This window comes from Nocardia sp. NPDC051990 (assembly GCF_040680755.1).
GTDB lineage: Bacteria > Actinomycetota > Actinomycetes > Mycobacteriales > Mycobacteriaceae > Nocardia.
This window is the reverse complement of record NZ_JBFAXH010000014.1, coordinates 119509-134252: the sequence shown is the minus strand read 5'-3', so window position 1 is coordinate 134252 and position 14744 is coordinate 119509. Positions and strand designations below refer to the sequence as shown.

The following is a 14744-nucleotide window of genomic DNA, read 5'->3' as shown; positions in this document are numbered from 1 at the left end:
GGCAGCGGTGTCGGATTCGCCTGGAGCTTCCGGATCAGTAGCATCGTCAGGTTCGACAGCATCGGGCGGGGCGGCCTCCAGGGCTGTGCCTGTCGAGATCTGGGTATTGGTCGGTGCTTCGTTCGTCATCGCCGTCGGGTTTGGGCTGGTGGCACCGGTATTGCCGCAGTTTGCCCGGGGGTTCGGGGTCGGGGTTGCGGCCGCGTCGGCAATTGTCAGTGCGTTTGCGTTGATGCGGCTGCTGTTCGCACCGGTCAGTGGGCGGTTGGTGCAGCGGCTGGGGGAGCGGTCGGTGTACCTCGGCGGCCTGTTGATTGTCGCGGTGTCGACCGGGGCGAGTGCGTTCGCGCAGAGTTATTGGCAGCTGCTGATATTGCGGTCGGCGGGTGGGGTCGGCTCAACCATGTTCACGGTGTCGTCACTGGCACTGGTGATCCGGATGTCGCCGCCGGCGCAGCGCGGGCGGGTGTCCGGACTGTGGTCCACGAGTTTTCTGATCGGGTCGGTGAGTGGTCCGCTGGTCGGCGGTGCGCTCTCGGGGCTCGGATTGCGCGCGCCGTTCCTGATCTACGCGGCGGCGCTGTTACTCGCTACCGCGGTTGTCTACGTGAACCTGCGGCATTCGACATTGGCCGCGCCCGAACCGGTGGGCGGGCTGCGGCTGATGTCGTTCCGGGAGGGATTGGCGCGGTCGGAGTACCGGGCGGTGCTGCTGTCGAATTTCGCCAATGGTGCGGCGGTATTCGGCGTGCGAATGGCGCTGGTGCCGCTGCTTGTCGTCGAAGTGCTGCATCAGAAACCGGGCATGGCCGGGGTGACGCTCACGATGTTCGCCGCGGGCAATGTGGCGGTGCTTTTCGCATCAGGCAGGCTCTCGGACCGCTTCGGGCGCAAGCCATTCCTGATCACCGGATCCCTGATCTGTGCGGCCGGTACCGCCGGACTCGGTATCGCGTCGAACCTGCCCTGGCTGCTTGCGACCTCATTCGTGGCCGGGCTGGGCTCGGGCATGTTCACTCCCGCACAGCAGGCGACGGTCGCGGACGTCATCGGACCGAAGGCCCGCGGCGGGCCGGTGCTCGCCGGCTTCCAGATGGCGGCCGACCTCGGCACCGTCATCGGCCCGGTCGCGGTGGGCGCGGTGGCCCAACACTTCTCCTACGGCATCGCTCTCGCCTTGACCGGTGCACTACTCGCCGTCGCGGCCGCGATCTGGGCGCTCGTTCCGGAACCACTGCACCGACGCGGTGTCGAATCGGTGGTGGAACCGGTCGTGGATTGCCCACCGGACCACATCTGCGGCCCCGACGGCGCCGAGCCCCTCCGCGTCGAAAGCCCGAACCCCGACCACTTGGGCAACAAATACACCTCTCGCTGACTGGATGTCTATCCGTAGCGTGTGCCCTCGAGGTTTGCCTGAACGAGCACCCCGTGCACCGAGTGGGCGGTGGTTGGGGCAGAGTGTTCGGGGTGAGCGAGCGTCAGCGAGTGAACCATCAACACAGCGCGCAATCGCGCACGACGGAGCCGAGCGTCAGCGAGGCGCAGTCGTGAGCGAACCGGGATCGAAGTACACGCCGCGGCCGATGTCCAGCGCGACCACGTATGCCCTGGGTGGCGTGGCGCTCGCGCTAATCGTGTTGATCGTGATCCTGGCGTTCCGGTGGGGGCGCGATGACGCCGAGATCCGCAATGACGGATACGGGCCGGTGCACAGCGCGGATGTGCACGTGGTCCTGGACCAGAACAACGGCACGATTCTCCTCGGCCGCCCGGACGCGGCCAAGACGGTCGATATGTACGAGGATCCGCTGTGCCCGTCCTGCGGCGTGCTGGAGCGGCTCTACGGTCAGGAGATCGCGCAGCAGATGGATGCGGGCAAGCTCGCCGTCCGCTATCACTTCGTGACATTCCTCGACCCGAAGTCGAAGAGCAAGGATTTTTCGACTCGTGCGGTCGCCGCGAACGAATGCGTCGCGGATAACGGTTCGGGTCCGGTGTATTCGAAATTCCACGCGCTGCTGTTCACCTCCAAGCAGCCGACGGAAGGCGGCGCGGATCTCAGCAATGACGATCTCGCGAACGCCGCCAAGGAATCGGGCGCCTCGCTGGAGGCAGTGCAATGCATCAACTCCGGCGCGAAACTCGACGCGGCGAAGATCCACGCGCAAATGGCGCGCGCCGCACTGACCGATGCCAATGGCGAGGTCGCTACGCCCGCCGTTTTCGACGGCAAGAACAAGATCGACGTGAACAACCACCAATGGGTCGTCGACCTGACGAAGTGATCGTGCCGGGCGGTGGCGCCGCCCGGCACGAAGCACCTAACCGGCAGGTTCCGGCTCCGGCCGCCCCTTCGCGATCGCGGCCAGTTCGCGCTCGACGGCTTCGTCGTGCGCCTTGGCCTGTGCGGCCGCCTCCCTCGGGTCCCAGTGTCCGGCCATCAGGAAGACGAACGGTAGGAACACGACCTGCGCGGCCAGGCAGATCCACCACCAGCGTTTCCATTGTTCGGGGGAATCGGCCTTCGCCTGCTGCACTTGCTTGGCGTGTGCGGCCAGATAGGCCTGATCATCGGCAGGGATGGTGCCAACCGACTGTAACTGCGTAGTCGCCTGCGCCAATTTGGGGCCGACGGTCGCCGCCACCGCGAGATCGGCCGTCGGAATCTGCTGCACGGCTTGTAGGCGCGAAATCGCCTGGTCCACCGGAATGCCGAACTTCTTCGCGACCTGTCCGACCGCCGCGAGTCCGGCGTTCGCATCGGTTGGGTTCGTGGCCAGTGTGGCCAGTGTGGCCGAATCGATGGCCCCCAGGGTTGCCAACTCCTGCGGGTAGTGGGTGTTGAGTCCGACGGTGGTCTGGATATCGGCAGGTGTCGCGCCGGTCAGTTTGGTCAGCGCGGTGACCTGTGCGGCCTGATCATTGGGGTTCTGTTGCAGGGCGGCAAGGGTCTCCGGGCCGACGGTCTGGATGGTCGCGAGTTGCTGGGCGTATTTGTGCGTGATCTCCGACAGCCGCGGTCCGTAGTTGACCAGTGGTCCTGCCGCGTTCACCATGATCAGCAAGCCGAACAGCACCACGGTGACAACCCCGCGCAGCGTGCCGCCCCACACCGCGAGACCCACCGCGGTCGCGGCCGGATTACGGGCCTCGACCGTTTCGGTGAAGCTCGCCATCCAGGTGGAATAGGCGATGCCGGTGCCGATCGCGATCACCACGAAGACCGTCGCGAACGCGTAGTAATCGGTGTCGGGCTGATCGGTGTAGCCGATGAAGATGTACATTCCGACGATGCTGATAAGCGCGCCGACGATCATGAACGGCTTGCGCACCTTGACTTTGTCCGACACGATCCCGGCCAGCACCAGGGCTATCGCATTCGCGCCCCAGTACCAATTGCCGAGCGCATTGGCCTTGGCCGAACTGAAGCCGAAGTTCGTCGCCATATACACCGGTAGGAACGACACGATGGTGTAGAAGAAGGCGAGGAACAGGCTGATCGCTAAGGCGGAGCCGACGATGTTGGGACGTAACATCTGTCGCCATACGCCTCGTTCGAGTCCCTTGACATCGAGACCACGGGCCCGGGCCTCGATCAACGCACGGTCGCGCAACGTCACCATGATCTGGTCGCGCAATTGCGGACTGAGTTCACGCAATCCGACCATCGCGACCACCGCGATGACGACGCTGATCACACCACACAGCCGGTAGTGGTACTGCCAATCCGGATGCGCGTCGAGCGTGCGGGTGGAGATCTGCGTGGTGACCAAGGCGCCGATGACCGGTCCGAGCGTCCAGAAGCCCATCGCCGACGCTCGGTCCAGCTGCGGGGAGAAGTCGCGGATCAGCGCCGGTGTGGCCACCAGCACCGCGCCCTCGACAATGCTCACCAGGCAGTACACGAACAGGTACTGCTCCTTGGTGGTCGTTGCGGGCACCGCGAACAGCGTCAGCAGTGAGCAGATCACCACGCCGTAGGCGACGATATTTGCCCGCCCCCATCGATCCAGTACGCCCGCGAGTACCGAGGCGACCGCACCGAAGGCGGCGCCGATGATGAAGATCCAGACGAAGTAGGCGAAGGACAGGTCGAAGTAGGCGATGAGTTCATTGCCCACCGCGCCGGTGACGAATACCTGGTAGTAGAGCGCGATCGAGGCGATGACCACGACGGCCAGATACCAGGAGCGCGCGGGTGTATCGGGATAGTGCGGTAGCTTGCGTTGCCACAGCCCTGTGAGCACGGTCGGCGGATCCGCAATCTGGGTCGAGCTCATGGTCGAGATGCCTTTCTAGCCACGGCATTTCGTAAAGGATCTGAACCGTACCTGGATCAGGACGAGTTGCCGGGTGGACACAGGGTAATGAGATGGATCACTGCCCGCAGGCGTTTCGGACCATGAGAACGATCGATTTATGCGATTGGAATAAGCGGTACCGATGAGTGGGACTATTCGTTGACTTCGCGGGCGCCTCGAGCTGCGATGGGAATTATGAATCCGGCCGCAGCGGTAGGGTTCGACCCCGATGTGGGATGGGTGTTCGCCGGAATTGTATGGGGGTTGTTCGCTGGGTTGTGGGAAATAGCTCCGGCACTGGTGATTTCGTTGATGTCCTATTGACGACAACGGGGCCCGTGCCTGATGGCACAGACCCCGTCAGGTCTATCCGGTCTTACAGGTAAGCGCCGCACACGGGCCAAGCGCCCGGTCCCTGGGTGGCGAGCACATTCTCCGCGACGCGGATCTGCTCCTCGCGGCTGGCGTTGCTCGGGTTACCCGAGCCGCCGTTGGCGGCCCAGGTGCTGTGCGTGAACTGCAGGCCGCCGGAGAAGCCGTTACCGGTCTCGATGCCCCAGTTGCCGCCGCTCTCGCACTGTGCGACGGCGTCCCAGTTGTGGCCGGAGGCCGAGGCGGTGGCGGTGGCCAGGCCGAACGGAACAGCGGCGATGGCGCCGGCGACGGCGGCGAGACCAAGGGCACGGGTGAACTTGCGCTTCTGAGTCATGTGGATTCCTGGCTGCGCCCGCTCGGCCCCGGTGGACTTCCGCCGTGTCCCTGCCCCCAGCAATGTCGGGGACCCTCGAAACCGCGGGGCAGGGTTACCGGCGTTCGGCGGTTCGAGTTCGAGCCCATCGCGTTGATCGGGGCTGTCGACGACGCTAGCGAAGAATTCGCGCCAGATCACATTGAAATAACGGCCGAATTGATTCGGCGGCAGACCGAGGTTTTCGATACTCCCCCAGTTCGGCTGGGTAAAAATGTAGATATATGGCGGTCCGTGATAGTTGCGTTATGTGTTCGGTATCACTGTGAAATAGTGATGTCCATCGCGGTTCGGACCGAATCCTGGGATGAATGTCCGGTTCTGCCGCCGGTTCGATGTACGTCCCGCCGGGTGCGGATGATGAATTTGTTATCCGCTGGGGTATTTGTGAATCCCGCCCGACTCGATTCATGGTCGACAAATCGCGCCGTGTGGCGTGTCGGTGCTCGCTGGCGCTGCCTACGCATCGGCCTGTGCCGCAGCGGGCAGCCGCTGGCGTGGCTCTTGCCCGGCCGAGCGGCGCTCGCCCGCCACTACGGCATGCTCCGCGGATCCATCCGGCATACTCACATCGCGCAGTCGCATCCCCATCGTCTGCACTCCCGGCGCGACGACACGCAGCTCGGCGATGACACACGAGGAATCGGACATGTGTGATCACGAACGGCGGTGTGGGTTGAACCGCGGGTTGGTCGGCACGCCGGGTGCGATTGGCTCACTTTTGCGCGTCAACAGCAGCTATGGCTCGGGGCATGCTGATCTTCCGTTCCGATCCGCGTCAAGAATTTGGCCGGTTTGGACGTCTGGCGACGACGGCGAAATTCAGGGGTATCCGGTGCGACTTTTCCGTCAGGGTCCATCCCTGCGGGCAGGGGGTGAGGTCGGAGAACGCCGGCCAGTCCATGTAGGGCAGCTCGGTGAATGCCTCGATCCTGAGTCCGGCGTTCAGTAGTGAGCCGATGATCTCGCCCAGGTCGTGACGCCATTCGTGGTTGGTGACGTGCTCGATCTCTGCTCCGGCGGCGTTGTCCGTGTAGGTGCCGGAGTCTTCGTACGTGCGGGCGCCTCCGCCGCCGAGGTAGTCGTCGGTGATCTCCCAAGGTTCGAACTCCATTGCTCCGAGGATCGGGTGATCGTCGCGGATCATGAACACCCCTCCCGGTTCGAGAAGGTCATGGATCGACTGCGCCCAGGATGTGAGGTCTGGGAGCCAGACGATCGTCCCGGCGCTGGTGACGACGATGTCGAAGTGCCGGTCGATCAGGGTCGAGGCGTATCGCGCGTCACCTTCCACCCAGGTGATGTCGCTGCCGTCGGTCTTCGCGATTCTGGTTGCGTGGGCCAGGGAGTTGGGCGAGAAATCAAGGCCGTGGACATCGGCCGCGCCGAGGCGCGCCCACGAGATGGTGTCTGTGCCGATGTGGCATTGGAGGTGCAGCAGCGAGAGGCCCTGGATTCCGGATTCCGGCAAGTGAGGCGTGAGCACCGACAGGTCGTTGCGCACGACCGTGGAGATCTCTGTCCGGTCGGCCAGGAAGCCTTCGACGTCGTACATCTTGGAACGAGCGTGGACGTCGGCTCGGTCATCCCAGTTGGCTCGATTGGTGGCGACAGCTTCTGCTTCGCGCATGGTGTTCCTCTCTCGGTGTCGGCATCGCCAACCCTTTGTATCACGAGTGTGATATTTAAGCACCGTCGATTTATGCTGTAGCGATGCCAGTGCAGGTTGATTCCGATGAGCGTCGGCGCCATATCACCGAGGCGGCTCTGCGCTTGGTTGTTGAGAAAGGGTTGGCTGCTGTCACTTTTCGGAAGGTCGCAGCGGAGGCTCGTCTGAACATCGGGTCGGTTCGCCACTACTTCGCCGATCACGAGTCTCTGGTCGTCGCGACGGTGACCGCGGCAGGCGACCGCATGGGGCAGCGGCTTGCCCGCCATGCGGTGCCACGCCGTCCCGTTGGTGAAGCGGCGAGGCGCCATTTGATCGCCGTGCTCGAGGAAATCGTTCCGTTGGATGATGAGAGGCGCCGCGAAGCGGTTGTCCTGCTGGAAGTCTTTGCCGCCTCGCGGACCAGTCCCGCATTCGTGCCTGTGACCAGGCAGATGGCGGCAGACTTGCACGCCGTCTTGGTTGAGGCGCTGATCGCGATTGGAGTAGCGCATCCTGTTGCGGAAGCGGTTCGCCTGGCCGCTCTCGTCTCCGGCCTGTCGCTGAATGCCGTCACCGCACACGGAGCTGTAGACCCGGCAACAGTGCAGGCGGTACTGCGAATGCACGTTGCGGCACTAATCATGGCGTAGATGTTCGGGGATATCCCGCCGTTACGGCCGCGATGCCGAACATCGTCTGAAGTTCCTGAGGTTGTGCCCGGATCGTAAACTCCGGGCCGCTGCCGGAAGCCTGACGCACGAGATCATTGCGATCGAATATGTGTTCGATTCCATGTTCGAACAACCCCTCCGTCACCCCCCGAATCGAGGCGATTTGGTTGCCGATGCGCCGGTGGTGTAACTTCGTTCAGGCAGTCAGGGAAACCCGACGGCAACCCATCCGGGGCTATGGCGCAGCTGGTAGCGCACCACACTGGCAGTGTGGGGGTCAGGGGTTCGAGTCCCCTTAGCTCCACCAATCGTGTCATTGCACGAACCGACTCCATTGGGGCTGGTACCGCAGAAGCGGTACCAGCCCCAATGTCGTTTCCGGGTTGGGGGATGCGGAACGTGGGGACGAGGCGGTCGGGGCCGGTGATGGCGACCTGGGCGACCAGGGCCTCGATCAGCGCCTTGGCTTGAGTGCGGGTGCCGTTGGTGATGATTTCCGCGATGTGGTCGGAGATGCCGTCCAGCGCGGCGGGTTCCGGGGCGGTGGGTTCGCTGGCCAGGGTGGCGGTGAGTTCGTCGCGGCGGGTGGCGAGCTGGGTTGTCTTGGTGCGCAATTCGCTGAGTCGTCCGGCGAGGAGTTCGGGGTCGAGGGTGCCGTTTTCGAAGGCGTTCAGATACCGGTCGATCGCTTGCTGGGTCTTGGTGAGTTCAGCGGAGACGGTGGCCAGTTCGGCGCGGGTGTCGCTGCTGGTGTCTCGGTGGTGGCGCTTCTGAGCTTGGATGGCTTGGCTGATCAGGTCGTGGCGGGTGCGGTAGAACGTGCCGAGAGTTTCCAGGACGGCGGCGTCGACAGAGTCCGCGTCGAGACGGGTGAAGTCGCACTTGTCGCTGTCGTAGCGGGCACGGTTGAAGCAGGTGTAGTAGCGGTAGGTGCGGGAGCGTCCGGTGGCTCTGGTACCGATCATGGCGCGCCCGCACCGCGGGCAACGCAGGCGACCGGTCAAGAGATAGTCCGAGGAGTTCGCGGCGCGGTGGGCGTGGGATTCCCCGCGCGCTTCGAGAACTGTTTGGGCGTGGTCGAAGATGTCGGTGTCGATGAGGGCCGGGTGGGTATCAGTGACGGTGGTGTCACGGAAGGTCAACTCGCCGAGATAGATCCGGCTGTTGAGAATCCGCAGCACGTGATGGCCGGACCATTCGCGGCCAGTGCTGGCGCGATGCCCCCGCGTATTCAACTCCCCGGCGACCGCACGGGCACCGAGACGACGGCAGGAGTAGAGCTCGAAGATCATGCGCACAACCACGGCTTCAGCCTCGTCAACGGCGAGCGTTTGGGTGGTCTTGTCGACTCGGTAGCCGTAGGGACGTTTGCCGCCCTTCCACAGTCCTTTGGCTGCTTTACGTTCCATCCCGGCGATGACGCGGTCGATGATGGTGTCGCGTTCGAACTGGGCGAACATACCCAGCATCTGCACCAGCATGCGACCCATGGGCGTGGAAGTGTCGAATGGTTCTGTGGCGGAACGGAACACGACTTTGGCCCGGTCCAGCTCGTCGAGCAGGGTGACCAGGTCACGCAGGTTGCGGGAGAAGCGATCAACCCGGTAGACCACGAGCACATCGATGACCCCGGCACGCGCCCCTTGTAGCGCGCGCTGCAGGCCGGGCCGCTCGGTGCTGGCACCGGAGGCGTCGTCGGTGAAGGACGTCGTGTGTCGCCAGCCGGGTTGGGAATCGATGTAAGAGTCCAGGCGAGCGTCCTGGGCTTCGATGGAGTAGGGCTGGTTGTCCTCGGTGGTGGAACGGCGAGTGTAAGTCCCTACCCGCACGTCCTGTTCCCACGCGGCTGTGTCGGTGGAGTTACGCGAAGTTGAGGATTTCTTGCTGCCTGTCATGCTGCCGGTCCTTCCCATCGATACACGCTTCTCGCAAAATCCGATGTCTGAAACAACCTGTGGTGAACCAGAATTCGTGTTCTGGATTCGGTCTGGTATATTGCCGGTTCTATTGTCCCTCGATCGTTTTTCGAATGCATTGGTGTGGCGGGTATTTCGGCCGGCGTGTTTCATGCGGCGTTCCGTTCGCCGTTGTCGGTGTGGTGGCGGTGGGTCCATGCGGTGATGAGGTCGGTGAGGAGGGTGACGGCGTGGTCGTGTTGGGTGGTGGTGAGGGGTTCGGTGTCGATTCGGTCGATGTGCCAGCGTTGGTGGGCGCGGTCGCGGGCGGGCGGCTTGGCGGGTTCGGTGCTGGTCGGGGCGTGGTTTCCGGGTTCGGGGCGTTCCATCGGGGCTCCTGTGGGATGTTCGGCGTTTGGAGTGGCGTCACCCATGTACTGGCAGGGGAACCCGCGTTTATCCCGGTACGGGAGGGGAATTGATGCAATTCCGTGTTCCGTGGTCAAGGCTTGGAGTCGATCGCGGGGGTCCGCTGGGTTTCGTCCTATTGGCTGCGTGCGCCTGTTAACTGCCGAGAAGGGGCCCGATTTCGACATTTCAGTGCGAAACGGTTCGATAACAATCGGTGTCGCCAACAAGAGTGCACCCCAGGGGCAATTGTCTTGTCCCCGGGGCGCTCTGGATATGGTCGCGGCGGTGCGTGAAAGGCGCCCCGCCTGTAGTCGTCGGAGCGCGTTTCGCTACGCCTGCCGCCCTACTCGGCTGATACCGATAACCTCGGCCGACCACCTCGATCCCGCCACTGAGCGAGGTCCGTTGACCCGCGATCCAAGGCGAGTTGGGTACTTCGTGCGCCTCCGCCCGGATTCTGGTGCTCGAAGTCGATGACCTCGAGCGGCTCGACGTCGATAACCTCTGTGATCAGTCCGGCTTCCTCGAGTGCAGCCAGATCTTCTCGCGCGACCGCGAGCAGGTCGTCGGTTGTGATCGTAGGGCCGACCCTGCCGTCGTGCCCGACCGGTGCCCAGGACCCGTCGTGATATTGCAGCCACCCGGCGGGGCGGTCCCCGTTCAGCAGCGCTGTCACGCCTTCAGTAGACATCGCGGTGCCTAACTCATGAGGCGAGGGGTTCGGGCCCAGGTGTTCCCGGGTGACACGGTGATCACGGTGGCGACCTCGAGCAGTTCATCGGGGATCGTATGGTCGTCGAAATGCTCGGTGCTGGGCACGATTACGGTATCGACGTCCAGGCGGGCGATGGCCACCCGCAGGCGGTGGACGCGATCTTCGGTGTGTTCGCTGAACACAATTGTCTTCCGCAGGTCGTAACCAGTTCGCTTGGCGGCGGCGAGGATTCGCAACTCATCGCGGGGCTGGTTGAGCCCTGAGACATCACTGCGCAGGAACCCCAGAGCGGATGGCAGCAGGCCCATGCTCACCACCCCCGGCTTATCGGGACGTAGGTGTGTGGTGGCTCGGCGGCGAGTCTGGCCTGAATGTCGGCGACGGTCAGCCGCGCCTTCATGTGCCGAGCGCTGTCGGTGACGCCGCCCTCGGCAACGCGGCCGAGGACAGCGATGACGAACAGCAGTAGCGAAATCAGTGTGGCGACGAGGATGATCGACATGTCGGGTGTGCTCCTGCTCCCTGGAACGGTTCTGGAGTGCACCCGGCCCCACGGGAATTCCGATCCCGGCGGCCGGTGCACCATGACCGTGACACGTGCCACAATTGACCAGGGGCACAAACTGTCCCCCTATCCCATTGCGGTCCGTGCGGAGATATCGCCATGGTGCAAGACAACGAATTCGGCCCCCGACTGATGCGCCTGCGCCGCCAAGCAGGCATGACCCGCCCCATGCTCGGCGAACTCGCCGGCCGCTCGGGCAGCTGGGTCAAATCCCTCGAGACCGGCCGACTGAAACTGCCCCGTCTGCCCATGCTCATCCGCCTGGCCGAAATCCTCGACCTCAACGACCTGACACAGCTCACGGGCGAACAGCCCCTGGCCCGCTCGGTCTACGCGAAGGCGACCCACCCCGCCCTGCCCAAAGTCACCGAGGCCCTCGCCTCCTACCCGGTCACGCCCAGCACTGACGACGCCGACCTGTCACCCGAGGCGCTCGCCGCGCGTGTGCAGCAGGCGTGGGTTCTGTGGCACGGTGCGGCCCACCAGCGTTCGGCTGTCGCGACGTTGCTGCCGAATTTGTTGTGCGACACCCGTGTTGCGGTGCGGCAGCTCGACGGTAAGGATCGCCGCCGGGTGCAGGCGTTGCTGGCGCAGGTCTACCACCTCACCCAGCTGTATCTGTCGTTCCAGCCGCCAGCGGCCCTGGTGCTGATGTCCGGCGATCGCGCCATGACCGCGGCGCAGGACGCCGACGACCCGCACGCGATGGCCGCCGCGGCCTGGTACGTCAACCACGTCTACCGCGACGCGGGCGAGGAACACGAAGCCCGCGTCGCACTGGCCAACCAGATGTGCGCGCTCCTGAGCCCCGACAAAGCAGGGCCGGACCTGGCCCTGTGGGGACTGCTGCACCTGGCAATGGCGCTGTCCTACGCCAAGATCGGCCGCGAGGGCGACGCCCTTCGCCTTTGGGATGAGGCCGACCGGGCCGCGCGGGCACTGGGCGATGACTACGTGCATCCGTGGCTCATTTTCGGTCGCGCGATGGTCGACGCCTACATGATCACCATCCAGGCCGACCTCATGCACAGCGGCTACGCCATCCAACAAGCCGCGCGGGTCGACCTGGACAAGATGCCCTCCGCCACCCGCCGCAGCTTCCACACCTCCGAAACCGCACGCGCACACCACATGCGCGACGAACCTCTCGCTACCGTCACCCTGCTGTCGAAGGCAAACCGGGAATCACCCGACACCTTCGGATTCTCCCTCTTCGCCGCTCCGCGATACCCGACCTCGTCGAAGGCGGAGGCGCGACGGTCCGAGCCGACGCCGAACAGCTCGCATCGATACTCGGACTCGATTTCTGACAACGCCGCGATGCCCATAACCTGCGAGCCGCGGTTACTGTCGGCCTCAGATCAGCTGGGGCAGTTGGCCTTCGGTCGCTCCACACTGGCCGGCTTGGTCACGCCATGCATCATGGCCGGACGATGGGACTGCATCGGAGTTCAACGAGTTATGGTCGAGTCGTCAATTCTCGGCTCACTTCCTACCTTTGGTTCGGCGGCGGTCGTGGTGAGGCGTCCGTCGCTGTCGATCTGGGGCACCATTGGAATCTCCAGATTCAGCGCGGGAGATATTGTCAAAATCTGTGGATCGGCAAGTTTCAGGCGACCTCCGTCGGGGTGGTGTCGTTGAGGTGCTTGCCGACGGTTGGCTGGAGCTGAACGAGGATCATCCAGTTGCTCGGGTTCTTGATGTTGGTTGCCCGGACTCGGTAACGCCCTGGACCGAGGGCGATGCGGAGCTGGTTGTCGAGTTCGATCTCAGCTCCCGGCCAGGCCGAGTCGAAAAGCATGACGGGTTCTCGTATTTCCCAGACGAGGTCTTCGTCTTGATCCCATGTGATGTGTTCTTGTAGTGCTTGCCGCGCTGCGGCGACGAGTTCTTCTTCGGAGTCTGCCGCTGCCCATCGCAGGAACGTCCGCTCAGCTGGGAGATATGTCGTGCGGGCGGGTTCGTCTCCAAGGACCAGTGCCAGCTGAGAGCCGATCGTGACCAGCCCGATGTATCCCTCGACCGAGCAGGCTCGGCCGTAGTCACCCCATGTTTCTACGGGTCCGTCCATGTCGGATGCGCCGCCCCAGTGACCAAGTTCTGATTCGGGGGCGATCAGCAGGGGGCCTCCGGCGGACCCGACCCAGGTGTAAGGCATGACGGCTCACTCTTTTGTTCGTTCGTTCGTTCGTCTTTCGGTTTCTTGTGCCCGCAATTGTCAACTACTTGGATCCTGTGTCTCAGGCGACCTCCGTTCCGGTGGTTTCGGCTGAGTCGGGCGATGATTCGGGTGTGATATCGCGGGGGCGTTCGAGCAGTTTGCCCTTGTGGAACAGGGCGCCGTTGCGGACGAGCGCGACCAGTTCGGGGGCGTTGACCTTGCGCCAGCGGGCCTGGGCGGCTTCGATCAGCTTGTAGGCCATGGCAATTCCGGCCGCGCGGGAGCCGGGTCCCTTGGTGACTTTCGTCCGCAGCCGAACCGACGCGAAGGTCGACTCGATCGGGTTGGTAGTGCGCAGGTGGATCCAGTGCTCGGCCGGATATTTGTAGAACTCCAGCAGCACGTCGAGGTCGTCGGCGATTTTGGCAACGACCTTGGGATACTTCGCGCCGTAGTCGATTTCGAACGCTTTTCCAGCTGCGCTTTGTCGATATCCTCGGCCATGTAGATGTCCTTCATGGCCGCGATTGCCCCGGGATGAGCCGATTTCGGCAGCGCGGCAAGAACATTCGCAGATTTGTGGAACCAGCAGCGTTGTTCCCGGGTTTCGGGGAACACATCCCGCAGGACTTTCCAGAACCCGAGCGCGCCGTCCCCGACCGCCAGCACAGGAGCGGTCATGCCGCGGCGGCGGCAATCGCGCAACAGATCGGCCCATGATTCGGTGGACTCGCGGTAGCCGTCAGTGAGCGCGACGAGTTCTTTGCGGCCGTCGGCGCGCACCCCGATCATCACCAGCAGACACAGTTTTTCCTGCTCGAGCCACACGTTGGTGTGGATTCCGTCGACCCATAAGTACACGTAATCGGTGCCCGACAGATCTCGCTGGGAGAAGGCGCGGGCTTCGTCCTGCCACGACGCGGTGAGCCGGGTGATCGACGCCGCCGACAACCCGGCACCGGAGCCGAGGAACTGTTCCAGGGCGGGACCGAAATCGCCAGTGGACAGCCCATGCAGGTACAGCAGCGGCAACACCTCGGTGACCTCCGGTGACTTGCGTGCCCAGGCTGGCAGGATCGCGGAGGAAAACCGTTGCCGCGCACCGGATTCGGGATCGACCCGCTTGTCGTTCACCCGGGGCGCCCGCACCGTCACCGCGCCCGCCGCGGTGACGATTTCCCGTTCGGCGTGATAACCGTTGCGTACCACCAGGCGGTGGCCGTTCTCATCGACCTGGTCGGCGAACTGGGCGATATAGGCGGCGACCTCGGCCTTCAACGCGGCGGCGAGCATCTGGCGGGCACCGTCGCGGACAATCTCATCGAGCACCGACCGGGGCGAACCGGCCTCCTCGTCGGCAGCGACGACGTTCTGAACTACCGTAAGCACGGACGTACCTTCCCGACCGGCGTTGGCGCGCCGGCATGATCAAGACTTCGGACTGATAGATCATCCGGGAAGGTGCTTCCTTCCCATCATCCACAGTTCTTGATCATTTCTCAACAGTGGCTTCGCGAGCGAGGTCCTGACCGTCAAACAGGTGGAAGTAAAACTGAAGGCTGAATGCCGGGCGGGGGAATGATCGAGACTTGTCGGTCTGCGAGTGAGCCATGAAGTTCTCGA

At 63.8% G+C, this 14744-nt stretch carries 13 protein-coding genes, 1 tRNA gene and 2 pseudogenes; 5 read left to right on the top strand and 11 right to left on the bottom strand.

The features are described 5' to 3' along the window. The first annotated feature begins 85 nt into the window (after positions 1-85). Positions 86-1378 (top strand): MFS transporter, encoded by a 1293-nt coding sequence (locus AB0L63_RS23705; RefSeq protein WP_364504699.1) that lies wholly within the window; start codon positions 86-88, stop codon positions 1376-1378. Between the two features lie 208 nt (positions 1379-1586). Beyond that, positions 1587-2288 carry a thioredoxin domain-containing protein gene (locus tag AB0L63_RS23700; protein ID WP_364504785.1) on the top strand — a complete coding sequence of 234 codons (702 nt, stop codon included), beginning with the start codon at positions 1587-1589 and terminating at the stop codon, positions 2286-2288. Between the two features lie 36 nt (positions 2289-2324). Here the strand turns inward: AB0L63_RS23700 and AB0L63_RS23695 are convergent, their stop codons facing one another. The 4 genes from AB0L63_RS23695 to AB0L63_RS23680 all read right to left on the bottom strand — a co-directional run bounded on the left by AB0L63_RS23695 (position 2325) and on the right by AB0L63_RS23680 (position 6682). Then, the gene (locus AB0L63_RS23695; protein WP_364504697.1) at positions 2325-4283 is read right to left on the bottom strand and encodes an MFS transporter; all 1959 of its coding nucleotides are present in this window, start codon (positions 4281-4283) and stop codon (positions 2325-2327) included. A gap of 397 nt (positions 4284-4680) precedes the next feature. Continuing rightward, positions 4681-5013, bottom strand: a complete 333-nt coding sequence (locus AB0L63_RS23690; RefSeq protein ID WP_364504695.1) for a transglycosylase family protein — start codon at positions 5011-5013, stop codon at positions 4681-4683. 498 nt (positions 5014-5511) lie between these two features. Next, positions 5512-5703: a hypothetical protein gene (locus AB0L63_RS23685; RefSeq protein ID WP_364504693.1), complete on the bottom strand. Its 192-nt coding sequence runs from the start codon at positions 5701-5703 to the stop codon at positions 5512-5514. Between the two features lie 127 nt (positions 5704-5830). Continuing rightward, a complete protein-coding gene (locus tag AB0L63_RS23680; protein WP_364504691.1) occupies positions 5831-6682 on the bottom strand; it encodes a class I SAM-dependent methyltransferase in 852 nt (283 codons plus the stop codon). Between the two features lie 83 nt (positions 6683-6765). On the opposite strand from AB0L63_RS23680, the gene AB0L63_RS23675 reads away from it, so the two are divergent. After that, on the top strand, positions 6766-7353 hold the full coding sequence (locus AB0L63_RS23675) for a TetR family transcriptional regulator C-terminal domain-containing protein (protein WP_364504688.1): 588 nt from the start codon (positions 6766-6768) through the stop codon (positions 7351-7353). Between the two features lie 252 nt (positions 7354-7605). Beyond that, positions 7606-7681 (top strand) — tRNA-Ala (locus tag AB0L63_RS23670). A 577-nt stretch (positions 7682-8258) separates the two neighbouring features. Here the strand turns inward: AB0L63_RS23670 and AB0L63_RS23665 are convergent. The 5 genes and pseudogenes from AB0L63_RS23665 to AB0L63_RS23645 all read right to left on the bottom strand — a co-directional run. Further along, positions 8259-9269: pseudogene (locus AB0L63_RS23665) on the bottom strand (recombinase family protein); the annotation flags it as partial. A gap of 170 nt (positions 9270-9439) precedes the next feature. Further along, positions 9440-9658 carry a hypothetical protein gene (locus tag AB0L63_RS23660; protein ID WP_364504686.1) on the bottom strand — a complete coding sequence of 73 codons (219 nt, stop codon included), beginning with the start codon at positions 9656-9658 and terminating at the stop codon, positions 9440-9442. A 365-nt stretch (positions 9659-10023) separates the two neighbouring features. Then, on the bottom strand, positions 10024-10371 hold the full coding sequence (locus AB0L63_RS23655) for a hypothetical protein (protein ID WP_364504684.1): 348 nt from the start codon (positions 10369-10371) through the stop codon (positions 10024-10026). Positions 10372-10379: 8 nt separating this feature from the next. Continuing rightward, entirely contained in the window at positions 10380-10709 is a 330-nt protein-coding gene (locus AB0L63_RS23650; RefSeq protein ID WP_364504682.1) for a hypothetical protein, read from the bottom strand. Then, a complete protein-coding gene (locus tag AB0L63_RS23645) occupies positions 10706-10897 on the bottom strand; it encodes a hypothetical protein (RefSeq protein ID WP_364504680.1) in 192 nt (63 codons plus the stop codon). The genes AB0L63_RS23650 and AB0L63_RS23645 overlap by 4 nt, the downstream gene beginning before the upstream one ends. Positions 10898-11059: 162 nt before the next feature. On the opposite strand from AB0L63_RS23645, the gene AB0L63_RS23640 reads away from it, so the two are divergent. Continuing rightward, positions 11060-12601 (top strand): helix-turn-helix transcriptional regulator, encoded by a 1542-nt coding sequence (locus tag AB0L63_RS23640; RefSeq protein WP_364504678.1) that lies wholly within the window; start codon positions 11060-11062, stop codon positions 12599-12601. On the opposite strand, the gene AB0L63_RS23635 is transcribed toward AB0L63_RS23640, so the two are convergent. Together AB0L63_RS23635 and AB0L63_RS23630 are read right to left on the bottom strand one after the other, a co-directional pair. After that, on the bottom strand, positions 12570-13118 hold the full coding sequence (locus AB0L63_RS23635) for an Imm21 family immunity protein (RefSeq protein WP_364504676.1): 549 nt from the start codon (positions 13116-13118) through the stop codon (positions 12570-12572). The two genes, AB0L63_RS23640 and AB0L63_RS23635, sit on opposite strands and share 32 nt — an antisense overlap. Before the next feature lie 82 nt (positions 13119-13200). Next, positions 13201-14510 (bottom strand): annotated as a pseudogene (locus tag AB0L63_RS23630) (IS256 family transposase). Between the last annotated feature and the right edge of the window lie 234 nt (positions 14511-14744).